Below are 14460 nucleotides of genomic sequence, written 5' to 3' on the forward strand. Positions count from 1 at the left end.
GCTGACGCAGTCGCAGTCAGAAAGAATGTGACTGTCTGCGTCTGCGCCATTGCCCGAGTGCTTCCTCCAGCCGCAAGGGGCTGTCGATCTGCTGGCGACGGGCATGGCTGAACAGGATCAGCGCCAGTTCTGCGGTGACCAGCGCATCGGCGCTGGCGTGGTGACGCTCTTCGGCGTGCAGACCAAAGAAACGGGTCCAGTCATCCAGCCCGGCATGACGCAGGTTGGCGTGCTCGCAGAGCATCGGAGCTATTTCGGCAGCGTCGAAAAACGGATGCTGCAAGCGATAGCCCAGGCTTTCTTTCAAGGCACGCGACAGCATGTGCTGATCGAATGGCGCGTGAAAGCCGAGGATCGGGCTGTCACCGACGAACTCCATGAAGTCCAGCAAAGCCTCGACCGGCTCACTGCCTGCGGCAATCGCACTGGGCGCCAGCCCATGAATCAGAACGGCGGGGCTGATCTTTTGGTCGACGCGCAACAGCGTGCGCTCGAACTGCTGGCCCAGATCGATGGCGCCGTCTTCAATCACCACCGCACCCATGGACAGCACCTGATCACGGTTCATGTTCAGGCCGCTGGTTTCCAGATCCAGCACGACCCAGCGCTGTTCACGCAGCGGTGTGCCGCTGAGGTTCGCGCACACCGGCAGTCGTTCGAGGCGCTCCAGTTGATGTGCATGCAAAGGCGTCTTTTTCGGCCGTGGCTTGAGCCATTCGAACAGATTCATAGTTGATAACGCAGGGTCAGGCTGGTTTGCAATCGCTGCGCCTGGCGAAACGATTCGCGCAGAATGCGCCGGTCCAGATGGTTGAGTGTGTCGGGGTCGATGCGGTTGGAATAAGCCAGATTCTGGCGACTCTGCAGCTGATGTTGCTGCATGCGGGTCTGCTGAATGAAGTGATAGGCCTCCTCATACGCAGCACCGTCGAGCGGGTCGATGACTTCGCGCTCGACCAGTTGGCGCAGGCGTTCCTGCGTGTTGCTCACGCCGATACCGTTGGCCAGTGCCAGCAGGCGCGCCCCGTCGACGAAGGGCGTCAGGCCTTCGACCTTGAGGTCCAGGGTGTCCTTTTCACTGCCTTTGCGGGCCAGCACGAAATCCTTGAAACGACCCACCGGCGGACGCTGGCGCAGCGCATTCTCGGCCATCATGCGCTGGAACAGCCGGTTGTCTGCGACCTGATCAAGAATGCCGCGGCGCAGTTGCTCGCCGCCGCTTTCATCACCCCAGACCACGCGCAGATCGAAATAGATACTCGAGGCCAGCAGGTTCTCCGGCGTCGCCTCGCGAATAAATGTCGAGAAACGCTGTGACCATTCAAGTTGCGACAGACACAGGTCGGGATTGCCGGCCATGATGTTGCCCTTGCACAGGGTAAATCCACATTGCGCCAGGCTCTGGTTGATGCGTTCGGCAATTGGCAGCAGTACTTTGCGAATCTGCTCTGCCTCTGCGGCATCGCGCGCTTCGAACAAAATGGCGTTGTCCTGATCGGTATGCAGCGTCTGCTCGCGACGGCCTTCGCTGCCAAAACACAGCCAGCTGAACGCAATGCCAGGGTCGCCTCTCTCTGCAAGCGTCAGCTCGATCACCCGGCATACGGTGTGATCGTTGAGCAGGGTGATGATCTGGGTTATCTGCGTCGAAGACGCGCCGTGGGCAAGCATGCGATCGACCAGCTGGACGATATCGCCGCGCAAGCCGGTGAGCGCTTCGATGCGTGGCGCGTTGCGAATGGTCCGCGCCAGGTGCACCAGGTCGACCCGTTGCAGGGAAAACAGATCCCGCTCCGACACCACGCCGCACAACCGCCCGTCCCGGACCAGGCACACGTGGGCGATATGGCGTCCGGTCATGGCGATGGCGGCGTCGAACGCACTGGCGTCCGGGCTCAGGTGGAACGGTGACAGACTCATGGTGTGCCTGACCGGCGCGCTGAAGTCGGCATTCACATCGGCAACCGCCTCACGCAGGTCGCGCAGGGTAAAGATACCCAGCGGCGCCTGCCGCTCGTCGACAATCACGATGCTGCCTACCTGCTGCTCATGCATCAGCTTCACGGCGTCGCGCATGGGCGTTTCCGGGCTGCACATCACCGGATGGCGCATGGCAAGTTCACCCAGCCGGGTGTTCAGAGAGTATTGCGTGCCGAGGGTTTCGACGGCGCGCTGCTGGACCTGCTGATTGACTTGATCCAGCAGGCTGCTGACGCCGCGCAGGGCAAAGTCGCGAAAGGTTGTGGAGAGCGCGAACAGCTTGATGAACGCTTGCTTGTTCAATTGCAGGCAGAAGGTGTCCTCGGCAGCCAGATGCTCGGTGCGGGTGGCACGCTCGCCGAGCAGGGCGGCGAGCGGAAAACACTCACCCGTGGTTATTTCAAATGTCGTTTCCGTACCGCCTTTGGCAGAATGCGGACGCTCGCCGACGATCCGACCCTGTTTGACGATGTAAAAGTGCTCCACCGGTCCGTCGCCAGGCTTGATGATGCTTTCACCGGCAGCGTAGAAGCGCAGCTGGCACTGCTCGACCAGATAGGCCAGGTGAGCGTTTTCCATCTGATTGAACGGCGGGAATTTTTGCAGAAACTGCATGGTGCCGTGTATGTTCTGCAGCACGGCTGTCTTGCCTGCCTGGGTGAAAGCATCTGCCTTGCTCATGGCCTGTTCCGCGTTCTTGTTATTGGTGCTCATGGTCGGCCGCTTGCAGCCAGGTGCCCATTGGACGTAAGTCTTACCTTGAACCCAGTGACACAGTCGTGCTGGTTGCGACATAACTGATTTGACGAGCGCAACGGATTGCGAGCGGAGACCGGCCGGGATGCCGACGAAATGCATCGCAGATTGACCCGTATCTGCTGTCGGATTAGTTCAGGGAATGATGAGACTGCAATGATTGACCACGATATTCTGAGCGACGATGAGCGCGATGCCCTCCATGAGGTCATGCTCACGCCCGCCCGCGACGCCCCGCAACGGGTCCTGATCGTCGATGACGACAGCGACGCGCGAGAGCTGCTGGCCGAAATTCTAAGCCTCAATGACATCAGTTGCATGACTGCGCCCGGTGGCGATACTGCGCTGCAGATGATCCACACGCGTCAGTCCATCGGACTGCTGATCACCGACTTGCGGATGGCTCCTTTTGACGGGCTGGATCTGATTCGCAAGGTTCGTGAGTCGGATCGGGCCGAGCTGCCGATCATCATCGTGTCCGGCGACGCCAACGTGCGCGATGCCATCGATGCCATGCACCTGAACGTGGTGGACTTCCTTCTCAAACCGCTCAATACCAAGCAATTGGTGAAGCTGGTCAAGCGGGAATTGGGGATAAGTTGAGGCAGTGAGCCCTTGCAGGTTCTGGCCCGGCAAGGACCAGAACCTGCAATTGCCCGGGCGGCGAGTTACAGGCCGTTGATGGCCTTGAACTCCCTGCGGCGACGGTGCAATACCGGCTCGGTGTAGCCGTTGGGCTGCCGGGTGCCTTCGATGACCAGCTCGACCGCCGCCTGGAAGGCGATGTTGTTGTCGAAGTCGGGTGCCAGAGGGCGATACAGCGGGTCGTTGGCGTTCTGGCGATCCACCACCGGTGCCATGCGCTTGAGGCTTTCCAGGACCTGAGCTTCGCTGACAACGCCGTGACGCAGCCAGTTGGCCATGTGCTGGCTGGAGATGCGCAGCGTGGCGCGGTCTTCCATCAGGCCGATGTCGTTGATGTCCGGCACTTTCGAACACCCCACTCCCTGATCGATCCAGCGCACGACATAGCCAAGAATGCCCTGCGCATTGTTGTCCAGTTCGTTCTGGATTTCTTCCGGCGTCCAGTCAGTATTCGGTGCCAGCGGAATGGTCAGAATGTCATCCACCGAGGCTTGCTCGCGCTGCGCCAGTTCGGCCTGACGGGCGAACACGTCGACCTTGTGATAGTGCAGGGCGTGCAGCGCGGCTGCCGTAGGTGAGGGAACCCAGGCGGTGTTCGCACCCGCCAGTGGATGAGCGATTTTCTGCTCCAGCATGGCGGCCATCAGGTCCGGCATGGCCCACATGCCTTTGCCGATCTGTGCGCGACCTTGCAGGCCGCATTTCAGGCCGATGTCGACGTTGGAGTTCTCGTAGGCAGCGATCCACTTCTCGGCTTTCATCTGCGCCTTGCGCACCACCGGGCCTGCTTCCATGGAGGTATGGATTTCGTCACCGGTGCGGTCGAGGAAGCCGGTGTTGATGAACACCACGCGCTCGCTGGCGGCCTCAATGCAGGCCTTGAGGTTGACCGTGGTACGGCGCTCCTCGTCCATGATCCCGACCTTCAAGGTGTTACGCGGCAAGCCCAGTACCTGCTCGATGCGCCCGAACAGTTCGTTGGTGAATGCAGCTTCCTCCGGGCCGTGCATCTTCGGTTTGACGATGTACATCGAGCCGCTGCGGCTGTTGCTGCGCGAGGTGTTGCCGTTTAGGTTATGGATGGCTGCAAGGCTGGTCAGCAGGCCATCGAGAATGCCTTCCGGCACTTCGTTGCCATGCTTGTCGAGTATCGCATCGATGGTCATCAGGTGACCCACGTTGCGAATGAATAACAGCGAGCGACCATGCAGCGTGACTTCGCCGCCCTCTGGCGTGGTGTAGACGCGGTCCGGGTTCATGGTGCGGGTAAAGGTTTCACCGCCCTTGGACACCGATTCGGCCAGATCACCCTTCATCAGGCCCAGCCAGTTGCGGTAGACAACCACTTTGTCGTCGGCATCGACGGCGGCAATGGAGTCTTCGCAGTCCATGATGGTGGTCAGCGCCGCTTCCATGAGAATGTCTTTCACGCCTGCCGGATCGGTCTGCCCGACCGGGCTGGCGGCGTCGATCTGCAGTTCGAAGTGCAGGCCGTTGTGCTTGAGCAGCAAGGCAAACGGTGCCTGGGCATCGCCTTGAAAACCGACCAGTTGGGCGTCATCGTGCAGGCCGGTATTGCTGCCACCCTTGAGACTGACGACCAGCTTGCCGTCGATCAGTTTGTAAGCCGTCGAGTCTGCATGTGAACCTGCTGCCAGAGGCGCAGCCTGATCGAGAAAGGCACGAGCGAACGCGATCACCTTGTCGCCACGCACCTTGTTGTAGCCTTTACCCTTTTCCGCGCCGCCTGCTTCGCTGATGGCGTCGGTGCCATAGAGCGCGTCATACAGCGAACCCCAGCGGGCGTTCGACGCATTCAGCGCAAACCGGGCGTTCATCACCGGCACGACCAGCTGCGGGCCGGCCATGGTGGCGATTTCTTCATCGACGTTTTGCGTGGTGATCTGGAAGTCCGCTGCTTCTGGCAGCAGGTAACCGATCTCCTGAAGGAAGGCTTTGTAGGCCGAGGCGTCGTGAGCCTGCCCGGCATGCGACTGGTGCCAGGCGTCGATTTTCGCCTGTAACTCATCACGTTTGGCGAGCAGTGCCTTGTTCTTTGGCGCAAGGTCGTGGATCAGTTGGTCCGCACCGGCCCAGAACGCAGTGGCGTCGACGCCGGTTCCGGGGGTGGCTTCGTTCTGCACGAAGTCGAACAGGACTCTGGCGACTTGCAGGTCACCGACTTGAACGTACTCAGTCATTGCACTTGCCTCACTCTGCTCAGCAGGGTCGAGCACACTCGGGGAGCGCTCTGTTATTGATTTTGGTGTCATGTAGTGCGCAGTTCGGGATACTACATGAGCCGTCATCGCGTGAAAGCGTCGCTGAATATGTCACTAAACGACTGGATATTCATATTGGGTCACGGTGATATTCATCGTGTTCCCAGAAACGCTCAGGATTGTTCCATAAAGCGTGGCAAACGGTACACGATTTACCGCGAGCGAGCTGCCCTTCGGGCATGCCTATACTCGTAAGACCGACGCTGTCTCCAAATCATCTGTGCAGAAAGAGGAATTGACCGTGGATCATCTCGTCGTAACGCTGGTTGCTCCCGACAAACCGGGTCAGGTCGAACGCATCGCACGCTGCATCGCCGAGCATGGCGGCAACTGGCTGGAAAGTCGCATGTCGCGCATGGCCGGACAATTTGCCGGGATTCTCAAGGTAGGCGTCGAGGCAGAAAACTATGATGACCTGATCAAGGCCCTGAATGGTTTGTCAGCCCATGGCATCCGCATGTTGCTGGCCGAGAGCGTGGTCGAGACCACCGATACGACTCGAATGATCAGCATGGAACTGGTCGGCAACGACCGCCCCGGCATCGTACGCGACATCACCCGTTTGCTGGCCGGGCAGGGCGTCAATGTCGAACACCTGATTACCAACGTGTCCCCCGCGCCCATGAGCAGCGAACTGCTGTTCCATGCCGACGCGGTGTTGGGCGTCCCTCAGGACCTTTCACTGGATGACCTGCAGACGGCGCTCGAGACTCTGGCTGATGATTTGATGGTGGAGTTGGTGCTGGGGGCCAAGGAGTAAGTCCGATCACTGTTTTTATTCAGCTGCGGACTGCTTCTCGCTCCGGTACCAGTCTGACTTCTACACGTTGCCCCAGCGCTCTTGCTGCGCTGGCCAGCGTCGCAAGAGTCATTCCCGGATCGTTTTGATCCAGGGCCCTGTCCACTGCCGTCCGGCTTGTGTGCATGCGCTCGGCAAGGGCCTTCTTGGTCACCTTTTGCTGTTTCATGACTTCGGCGATCTGCCAAGAGATGACTCGCTTCAGAGCTGCGGCAGAAACCTCCTCGGCAAAACCTTGCTCGGCAAGGAAATCATCGAAGTCGGAGCCAATGTGCTCGTTCATTACCTTTTCCTCTTCAGTGCTGCCTTGCGCTGTCTGGCAGTTTCCAGATCGGACGCGGGAGTTTTTTCACTTTTTTTGATGAAGCCATGAAGCAAAACCATTGTGCGGGCTTCGACGGTAAACAGTACTCGTGCAATCTTTTCCTTCAAATCAATTCTGACTTCCCAAAGGTCTGGCTCCATTTTACGGACCACAGGCATACCCTATTGGCCATCCGAACTGGACCGTCTTGATGTCAGTGCCGACTGCCTTACGATCATCGCGTGGCAGATCGATCAGCCATTCACGTACAGGTTCATTGCCTGTTTCGGTCCGGAAAAACTTGACGGTCAAAGTGGGTGGGAGATTACTCATATTTGGAGTGTACCAAAAAGTGTGCATAATTCAATGCTTGGAAAGGTATCCAGGTTATCCAAGTTAATCGTGCACCTGCCTGTGGATAACCTGGGGGAATAGCCTTGCGTGCCATACCCGCCGAGGCCTGGCGCGGATTGATCAAAAATCCAACAGTTTCAAGGGCTTGTGCACAGATAAGGTGAGTCTGCCTGTGGATAACCCTTGGAGAACCCTTTGCAGGCCACGGTTTGCGTGGCCTGCAAGATGTTGTCTGTTTTTTGATCAGTGACGGCCGCGGGATTTCAGCCAGATATCCACACTGTAGATCGCCAGCCCCATCCAGATGAAAGCGAAGGTAATGATGGTGCTGGTGGTCAGGTGTTCGCCATACAGCAGCACGGCCAGCAGCAGGACCAATGTGGGCGCGATGTATTGCAGGAAGCCCAGGGTGGTGAACGGCAAATGGCGGGCGGCGGCGTTGAAGCACACCAGCGGTACCAGCGTCACCGGGCCTGCGGCGGCGAGCCAGATGGCTTGCGTGGTGGTCCAGAATTCCGGCTGGGCGCTCACGGCCGTCGGGTTGAGCGTCAGCCAGATCAGTGCCAGCGGCACAAGCATCCAGGTTTCGACCACCAGGCCGGGCAGGGCAGCGACCGGGGCTTGTTTACGGATCAGCCCATAGAACGCGAAGGTCAATGGCAGCGCCAGCGACACCCACGGCAGGCTGCCGACGTGCCAGACCTGCTGTGCGACACCCATCGCGGCGAAAGCGACTGCCAGCATTTGCAGGCGTCTGAGGCGCTCGCCCAGCAGCAACATGCCGAGCAGCACGTTGACCAGCGGGTTGATGTAATACCCGAGGCTGGCCTCCAGCATGCGCCCGTTGTTCACTGCCCAGACGTAGATGATCCAGTTGCTGGCGATCAGCGTGCCGCTCAGCGCCAGCACGGCCAGCCGTTGCGGATTGTCGCGCAGGTCGCGCCACCAGCCGGGATGCTTCCAGAACATCAGCACAATCGAGCCGAAGAGCGCCGACCAGAGCGCGCGATGGATGATGATCTCGATGGCCGGAACCGCGGCAATGGCTTTGAAGTAGATGGGGAACAGGCCCCAGATGATGTAAGCACTCAGGCCCAGAATGTATCCACGGCGTGGATTGGCAGCTTGCATGGAGCGTCCCTTAAATGCAGAAAATTCCGGTTTTATTGTGGGGTGATGCGGTTGATGGTTTTGATTGTACTGACGCTGGAGCGCTCGATGTTATACACAGGTTCGACCGATTCACGACATCTGTGCCGCGCCGCTTGCTCAGGATCGGACGCAGAGCGCCGCACGATAGTTGAGATTATCGTTCCTCACGCTCCAGCGTGGGAATGCCTTGGGTGACGCTCCGCGTCACAGATTTGCGCCGCACCGGACATTCAGGATCGGACGCGGAGCGTCCAGAACTGCATGCGACGCGGAGCGCCGCACGATAACCTGGGGCTCATCAGGTCAAAACAGTTTCAACGGCTCTTCATTCAGTGCTGCCATCTGCTCGCGCAGGGCCAGGATATGGTCGCCCCAATAGCGCTCCGTGCCGAACCACGGAAAGCTGTGCGGAAACGCCGGGTCATCCCAGCGCCGGGCCAGCCAGGCGCTGTAGTGCATCAGGCGCAAGGCACGCAGCGGTTCGATCAGGGCCAGTTCGCGTGGATCGAAATCATGAAATTCGTTGTAGCCGTCCATCAGCTCCGACAGCTGACCCAGACGTTCCTGGCGGTCGCCGGCCAGCATCATCCAGATATCCTGGACGGCAGGGCCGAGGCGGCAATCGTCCAGATCGACGATGTGGAACATCTCGTCTCGGCACATCATGTTGCCGGGGTGGCAGTCGCCATGCATGCGGATGTTGGTGTGCGGTGTGGCCGCGTAAACGTCTTCGACACGCTTGAGCAGGTCACGAGCCACCGACTCGTAAGCCGGCAGCAGGCTGCGCGGGATGCAGTCGTTTTGCAGCAGATAGTTGACCGAATCATGGCCGAAGTTCTTCACGCCCAGGGCTTCACGGTGCGCGAACGGTTTGGTCGAGCCGACGGCATGCAGACGCCCCAGTAACTGGCCCAGGCGATACAACTGATCAAGATTGCCTGGCTCCGGTGCTCGTCCACCGCGACGCGGGAACAGCGTGAAACGGAAACCGGCGTGCTCGAACAGGGTTGCGCCGTTGTGCACCATGGGCGCGACCACGGGCACTTCGACCTCGACCAGTTCAGCGGTGAAGCTGTGCTCTTCAAGGATGGCTTCGGTAGTCCAGCGCTGTGGGCGATAGAACTTGGCGATCAGCGGTTGGCCGTCTTCGATACCGACCTGATAGACGCGGTTTTCGTAACTGTTGAGCGCCAGGATGCGGGCATCGCTGAGAAAACCGATGCTTTCGACAGCATCCAGGACCAGATCGGGAGTAAGTGTTGCAAACGGGTGAGCCATGACTACTCCTGCGCGCAGCAGGTTGCCGCGTCGGACCGCTGATGGTAACGCAGACCGGTCCCGCTTCGCCAAACCCCATCCGTTTAATCTGCCTTCGGGCTCTTTTGTCATCAAAAAGTCATGAGTCGTTAGCGAGATAGCCATGTTCGACGCCTAAAGTCGCCGTCAATGAGATCGATCTCAAGTGAGCGACAATGACTGATCTGAAAGAGGTAGCGCATCTGGCCGGGGTTTCCCGGGCTACTGCGGCACGTGCCTTCGCAAGCCCCGACGTCGTGCGCTCGGAAACCCGCGAGCGGGTATTCGCTGCGGCCCGCGCCTTGGGTTTTCGCCCCAATCGGCTGGGCCGCCAGTTGCGTCTGCAAACCACCAACCTGATTGGCGTGGTGGTGCCCAACCTGCTCAACCCGGTGTTTGCCGAACAGTTTCAGGCCATGGAACGGGCGGCGCGGGCGCGGGGTTATAACCTGCTGCTGGCAACCACCGACTACACCGCAGAGCGTGAAAGCGCCGTGGTTGAGGAGTTGTTGCGTCAGCGGGTCGACGGGCTGGTGCTGACGGTGACCGACGCCGAGCACAACCGGGTACTGCAAAGCCTGATCAATGAAGACACTCCGTTCGTGCTGGCCTATCACCAGACCGGTAACCCGGATTACAGCGCGGTGTCTGTGGATAACCGGGCGGGCATGGCGCTGGCTACCCGCTATCTGATCGATGCAGGCCATCAGCGAGTCGCCATGGTCGCAGGCCCGGCCATGCAGTCCGACCGCGCCCGACTGCGTTATGAAGGCTATCGCGACGCCATGGCCGAGTGTGGGCTTGAAGCGCGACCAGTGATTGAAATGCCTGCTCATACAAGCGCCGATTTCGCCGCACTCGAACCCCTGTTACGTGGCCCGGACGCGCCCAGCGCGCTGGTCTGTTCCAACGATTTGCTGGCCATCAGCCTGATTGCCGAATTACGCCGCAACGGCTGGGGCGTTCCCGAGCGCCTGTCGGTGATCGGCTTCGACGGCATCGCCCTCGGCACGCAGATGCACCCGACCTTGTGCAGCGTGGTTCAGCCCATCGCCGAGCTGGCGCACATTGTCATCGACCAATTACTGGCACGGATTGCTGGCGCAGTACCTGTTTCTCATTGTCTGCCGTGCCACATCCGGCCCGGCGAAAGCACCCAGCCCTACCAGGAGATGCTTCATGCTCAGCCTCAGTAAAACCCTCGCGGCACTGCTGTTATGTGGTGCGGCCAGCCTCGCCCAGGCCGCCGAAACCGCCATCTGCTATAACTGCCCGCCCGAATGGGCCGACTGGGGAACGCAGCTCAAGGCGATTGCCGACAGCACCGGTGTCCAGGTGCCGCTGGACAACAAGAACTCCGGCCAGGCGCTGGCGCAGATCGTTGCCGAGCAGGCCGCACCGGTCGCTGACGTGGTCTATTACGGCGTGACCTTTGGCCTGCAGGCGCAGAAGGCCGGCGTGGTCGATGCCTACAAACCCAAACACTGGGACGAGATTCCGGCAGGCTTGAAAGACCCTGAAGGGCACTGGTTCGCGATTCACTCCGGGACCCTCGGCATCATGGTCAACGTGGACGCACTGGGCGGTCTGCCGGTGCCGCAAAGCTGGGCGGATCTGCTCAAGCCCGAGTACAAGGGCATGGTCGGCTACCTAGACCCGTCCAGCGCGTTCGTCGGTTACGTGTCCGCCGTGGCGATCAACCAGGCCATGGGCGGCACGCTGGACAACTTCGGTCCGGCCATCGACTACTTCCAGAAACTGGCGAAAAACTCGCCCATCGTGCCCAAGCAAACCGCCTATGCACGCGTGCTGTCCGGCGAGCTGCCGATTCTGGTCGACTATGACTTCAACGCCTATCGCGCTCGCTACAAGGACAAGGCCAACGTTGCCTTCGTGATTCCCAAGGAAGGCACCATCGGCGTTCCCTATGTGATGAGCATGGTCGCCAAGGCGCCGCATCGTGCCAACGCCGAGAAGGTGCTGGATTTCGTGCTGTCCGATGAAGGTCAGGCGCTGTGGGCCAAGGCCTATCTGCGCCCGGTACGCTCGAAGATGCCTGCCGATGTTGCTGCGCAGTTCTTGCCGGACAGCGATTACGCCCGTGCCGGTGTGGTGGATTACCAGCACATGGCCGCCGTGCAGGAAGCCTTCGCCGCCCGTTATCTGCGTGAGGTGAAGTAATGTCGGCCTCGCCGGAACAAGCGCTGGCTCTGCGCAAGGGCGGATCTTTCAGGCTGCGGCTGCGCCCGACCGCTGCGGTGGCGCTGGCTCCGGCGATGGCCGTATTGCTGGCATTCTGGCTGCTGCCGCTGACCCACCTGATCATGCTCGGCACGCAAGGGTCCGATGGCAATGGCAGCGGTTACTGGCAGGTCCTGAGCAGTCCTCAGTACCTGGGCAGTCTGGCGCAAACCTGCCTGCTGGCGCTGGTGGTGACGCTCGCGGCGTTACTGGTCGGCGGCATCAGCGGTGTGTTTCTGGCCCGCAACCACTTCTTCGGACGCTCTGCGCTGGTGGCTTTGCTGACCTTCCCGCTGGCGTTTCCCGGTGTGGTGGTCGGCTTTCTGGTGATTCTGCTGGCCGGTCGCCAAGGTATCTTCGCCGCGCTCGGGTTGCACCTGGCGGGCGAGCGCTGGGTGTTCGCCTATTCGCTGACCGGACTGTTCATCGGCTATCTGTATTTCTCGATTCCGCGAGTGATTCTGACGGTCATGGCGGCCTGCGAAAGTCTGGATCGCAGCCTTGAAGAAGCCGCGCATTCGCTGGGCGCGGGTCATTGGCGCGTGGTGTGCGATGTGATCGTTCCGGGGCTGGCACCCGCGCTGGTGTCCTGCGGCGCGATCTGCTTCGCCACGTCGATGGGCGCATTCGGCACGGCCTTTACCCTGGGCACGCGTCTGAACGTCACGCCGGTAGCGATCTACAACGTGTTCACCAATTACGCCAACTTCACGGTGGCCGCAGCGCTGTCGGTAATCCTCGGGCTGGTGACGTGGGCAGTGTTGTTGCTGGCCCGGCGCATGGTCGGTAAATCGGGAGTTCCCTTGTGAAACGTTCTCCGTTGTTTGCAGTACAACTGGCGTTCACGCTGTTGGTCTGCGCGTTCATGCTGGTCCCGGTGGTGCTGTCGTTACTGGCCGGCCTGACGCGCAACTATTTTCTGGGCCTGTCGAGCGGTCTGACCTTCGACTGGCTGGTGCAGGTCTGGCAGGCCTATTCACCGACCGTCTGGCTGTCGTTGCAACTGGCCGTGGCGTGCGCAATCTGCGTGTGTCTGGTGGGCGTCCCGGCAGCGTATGCGCTGGTGCGCATGAACAATCGCTTCAGCCGGGCCTTCGAGGAATTGATGGTCTTGCCCGTCGCCATGCCCGGTCTGGCCAGCGCCCTCGCGTTACTGCTGACCTACGGCCAGTTCGGCGGCTTTCGCAGCAGCTGGTTGTTCATTCTGGTCGGCCACGTGTTGTTCACCCTGCCGTTCCTGGTGCGCCCGGTCATGGCGGTGATGCAGCGTCAGCAACTGCCGGTGCTCGAAGAGGCGGCCGCCAGTCTGGGCGCCGGGCCGATCAAGCGTTTCTTCAGTGTGGTTGTGCCTAATTGCCGGGCCGGGATTCTTGCCGGTGTGCTGATGGTCGTGACCCTGTCGCTGGGCGAATTCAACCTGACCTGGATGCTGCACACGCCGATGACCAAGACCCTGCCGGTCGGTCTGGCCGACAGTTACGCCTCGGCCCGACTGGAAGTCGCCAGTGCCTACACCCTTCTTTTTCTGTTGCTGATTGTGCCGCTGCTGATTGCGTTGCAGGCCATCAGCGCGCGTCTTGCCCGTGGAGAGAGCCGATGAGCGGAACCACCATTCGCCTGAAAGGCTGCCGCAAGGCATTTGCCGACGGCACCGTTGCTGTAAAGGATCTGCACCTGACCATCGAGCCCGGCGAAACGCTGGCGATTCTCGGTCCGTCCGGTTGCGGCAAGACCACCACCTTGCGGCTGATTGCCGGGCTTGAACGTCCGGACGTCGGGCAGGTGTTGTTCGATGATCAGGACGTGACACGTCTGCCCATCGAGCGGCGCGACGTGGGCATGGTGTTTCAGAACTACGCGTTGTTTCCCAACCTCGATGTGGCCGGCAATATCGTTTACGGCCTGAAGATTCGTGGTCTGTCGGCTGCCGAGCGCAACAAGCGTTGCGATGAGTTGCTGGAACTGGTCGGTTTGACCGGCCACGGCAAGCGCCGCGTCAACGAGCTGTCTGGCGGGCAGCGCCAACGGGTCGCGCTGGCCCGGGCGCTGGCGCCGCGCCCCCGGGTGCTGTTGCTGGACGAGCCGCTGGCGGCACTGGATGCACAGTTGCGTGAGCGCTTGCGCAGTGAGCTGGATCAGTTGCTGCGTGGGCTGGGCATCACCTCGGTGTTCGTCACCCACGATCAGGGCGAGGCGATGGCCCTGGGCGACCGGATTCTGGTCATGGAAAAAGGCTGCGTCTCGCAATTGGCGACGCCGAGGGACGTCTATCAACAACCTGCCAATGCGTTCGTCGCCGGGTTTGTCGGCAATCTGAATGCGTTCAGCGTGGTCGAGCGCACCCCGTCAGGCCTCAAGGTGAGCGGCGGCGAGCTGCCGTGGCACGGTGCTGACGTACCGGGCACGGTCTACTGCCGCCCCGAGCACCTGCGTTTGATGTCAGGAAACGGCCATATTCATGGGCGTCTGGTCGGGCAGTTTTTTCAGGGCGCGCAAAGTCGCTTGCTGGTCGATGTCGGTGGCCCGCAGCCGCTGCTGGTAGACAGCACCGACAACGTGATTTATGCCGCAAACGCAGTCATTGCCTTGAGCGTCGACCCGCAAGTGCTGTTTACCCTGCATTTGTGAACTCGTTTTTCGTAGAGAGATTA

At 60.5% G+C, this 14460-nt stretch carries 13 protein-coding genes and 1 pseudogene; 7 read left to right on the forward strand and 7 right to left on the reverse strand.

Annotated features, from left to right (window positions below):
* Positions 1 to 16: 16 nt before the first annotated feature.
* Positions 17 to 730 (reverse strand): 3'-5' exonuclease, encoded by a 714-nt coding sequence (locus BT119_RS22990; RefSeq protein ID WP_060708371.1) that lies wholly within the window; start codon positions 728 to 730, stop codon positions 17 to 19.
* Complete coding sequence (locus BT119_RS22995; protein WP_003432578.1) at positions 727 to 2661, reverse strand: DUF294 nucleotidyltransferase-like domain-containing protein; 1935 nt, start codon at positions 2659 to 2661, stop codon at positions 727 to 729. Before BT119_RS22995 ends, BT119_RS22990 begins: the two co-directional genes overlap by 4 nt.
* 231 nt (positions 2662 to 2892) lie before the next feature.
* Between BT119_RS22995 and BT119_RS23000 the strand changes: the two genes are divergently transcribed.
* Entirely contained in the window at positions 2893 to 3339 is a 447-nt protein-coding gene (locus BT119_RS23000; RefSeq protein WP_003372457.1) for a response regulator, read from the forward strand.
* A gap of 65 nt (positions 3340 to 3404) precedes the next feature.
* On the opposite strand, the gene BT119_RS23005 is transcribed toward BT119_RS23000, so the two are convergent.
* Positions 3405 to 5582 (reverse strand): malate synthase G, encoded by a 2178-nt coding sequence (locus BT119_RS23005; RefSeq protein ID WP_072366985.1) that lies wholly within the window; start codon positions 5580 to 5582, stop codon positions 3405 to 3407.
* A 322-nt stretch (positions 5583 to 5904) separates the two neighbouring features.
* Between BT119_RS23005 and BT119_RS23010 the strand changes: the two genes are divergently transcribed.
* Positions 5905 to 6423: a glycine cleavage system transcriptional repressor gene (locus BT119_RS23010; protein ID WP_003432583.1), complete on the forward strand. Its 519-nt coding sequence runs from the start codon at positions 5905 to 5907 to the stop codon at positions 6421 to 6423.
* A 19-nt stretch (positions 6424 to 6442) separates the two neighbouring features.
* Here BT119_RS23010 and BT119_RS23015 read toward each other — a convergent pair whose 3' ends face one another.
* The 4 genes and pseudogenes from BT119_RS23015 to BT119_RS23035 all read right to left on the reverse strand — a co-directional run bounded on the left by BT119_RS23015 (position 6443) and on the right by BT119_RS23035 (position 9550).
* Positions 6443 to 6745 carry a helix-turn-helix domain-containing protein gene (locus BT119_RS23015; protein WP_003372448.1) on the reverse strand — a complete coding sequence of 101 codons (303 nt, stop codon included), beginning with the start codon at positions 6743 to 6745 and terminating at the stop codon, positions 6443 to 6445.
* Positions 6745 to 7099: pseudogene (locus BT119_RS23020) on the reverse strand (type II toxin-antitoxin system RelE/ParE family toxin). The gene BT119_RS23015 and the pseudogene BT119_RS23020 overlap by 1 nt, the downstream one beginning before the upstream one ends.
* Before the next feature lie 264 nt (positions 7100 to 7363).
* Positions 7364 to 8251 carry an EamA family transporter RarD gene (rarD, locus tag BT119_RS23025; protein WP_003372445.1) on the reverse strand — a complete coding sequence of 296 codons (888 nt, stop codon included), beginning with the start codon at positions 8249 to 8251 and terminating at the stop codon, positions 7364 to 7366.
* Positions 8252 to 8575: 324 nt separating this feature from the next.
* Positions 8576 to 9550, reverse strand: coding sequence for a serine/threonine protein kinase (locus tag BT119_RS23035; protein ID WP_003432591.1), 975 nt, complete (start codon positions 9548 to 9550; stop codon positions 8576 to 8578).
* A gap of 194 nt (positions 9551 to 9744) precedes the next feature.
* On the opposite strand from BT119_RS23035, the gene BT119_RS23040 reads away from it, so the two are divergent.
* The 5 genes from BT119_RS23040 to BT119_RS23060 are packed head-to-tail and all read left to right on the forward strand — an operon-like array spanning position 9745 to position 14437.
* Positions 9745 to 10764 carry a LacI family DNA-binding transcriptional regulator gene (locus BT119_RS23040; protein WP_044309134.1) on the forward strand — a complete coding sequence of 340 codons (1020 nt, stop codon included), beginning with the start codon at positions 9745 to 9747 and terminating at the stop codon, positions 10762 to 10764.
* On the forward strand, positions 10748 to 11749 hold the full coding sequence (locus BT119_RS23045; RefSeq protein WP_003372436.1) for an ABC transporter substrate-binding protein: 1002 nt from the start codon (positions 10748 to 10750) through the stop codon (positions 11747 to 11749). Before BT119_RS23040 ends, BT119_RS23045 begins: the two co-directional genes overlap by 17 nt.
* Positions 11749 to 12618: an ABC transporter permease gene (locus BT119_RS23050; protein ID WP_024661938.1), complete on the forward strand. Its 870-nt coding sequence runs from the start codon at positions 11749 to 11751 to the stop codon at positions 12616 to 12618. The genes BT119_RS23045 and BT119_RS23050 overlap by 1 nt, the downstream gene beginning before the upstream one ends.
* Complete coding sequence (locus BT119_RS23055) at positions 12615 to 13409, forward strand: ABC transporter permease (protein ID WP_003432594.1); 795 nt, start codon at positions 12615 to 12617, stop codon at positions 13407 to 13409. The genes BT119_RS23050 and BT119_RS23055 overlap by 4 nt, the downstream gene beginning before the upstream one ends.
* Positions 13406 to 14437, forward strand: a complete 1032-nt coding sequence (locus BT119_RS23060; protein WP_072366987.1) for an ABC transporter ATP-binding protein — start codon at positions 13406 to 13408, stop codon at positions 14435 to 14437. The genes BT119_RS23055 and BT119_RS23060 overlap by 4 nt, the downstream gene beginning before the upstream one ends.
* Positions 14438 to 14460: the final 23 nt, after the last annotated feature.

The sequence above is a fragment of the Pseudomonas sp. NFACC10-1 genome, assembly GCF_900119195.1.
Classification (GTDB): domain Bacteria; phylum Pseudomonadota; class Gammaproteobacteria; order Pseudomonadales; family Pseudomonadaceae; genus Aquipseudomonas; species Aquipseudomonas cerasi.

Bases quoted from the DNA above. Each gene is read 5' to 3' on its own strand.
- BT119_RS22990 (WP_060708371.1), bottom strand. From the start codon at position 730: ATGAATCTGTTCGAATGGCTCAAGCCACGGCCGAAAAAGACGCCTTTG.
- BT119_RS22995 (WP_003432578.1), bottom strand. From the start codon at position 2,661: ATGAGCAAGGCAGATGCTTTCACCCAGGCAGGCAAGACAGCCGTGCTG.
- BT119_RS23000 (WP_003372457.1), top strand. From the start codon at position 2,893: ATGATTGACCACGATATTCTGAGCGACGATGAGCGCGATGCCCTCCAT.
- BT119_RS23005 (WP_072366985.1), bottom strand. From the start codon at position 5,582: ATGACTGAGTACGTTCAAGTCGGTGACCTGCAAGTCGCCAGAGTCCTG.
- BT119_RS23015 (WP_003372448.1), bottom strand. From the start codon at position 6,745: ATGAACGAGCACATTGGCTCCGACTTCGATGATTTCCTTGCCGAGCAA.
- rarD (WP_003372445.1), bottom strand. From the start codon at position 8,251: ATGCAAGCTGCCAATCCACGCCGTGGATACATTCTGGGCCTGAGTGCT.
- BT119_RS23035 (WP_003432591.1), bottom strand. From the start codon at position 9,550: ATGGCTCACCCGTTTGCAACACTTACTCCCGATCTGGTCCTGGATGCT.
- BT119_RS23040 (WP_044309134.1), top strand. From the start codon at position 9,745: ATGACTGATCTGAAAGAGGTAGCGCATCTGGCCGGGGTTTCCCGGGCT.
- BT119_RS23045 (WP_003372436.1), top strand. From the start codon at position 10,748: ATGCTCAGCCTCAGTAAAACCCTCGCGGCACTGCTGTTATGTGGTGCG.
- BT119_RS23050 (WP_024661938.1), top strand. From the start codon at position 11,749: ATGTCGGCCTCGCCGGAACAAGCGCTGGCTCTGCGCAAGGGCGGATCT.
- BT119_RS23060 (WP_072366987.1), top strand. From the start codon at position 13,406: ATGAGCGGAACCACCATTCGCCTGAAAGGCTGCCGCAAGGCATTTGCC.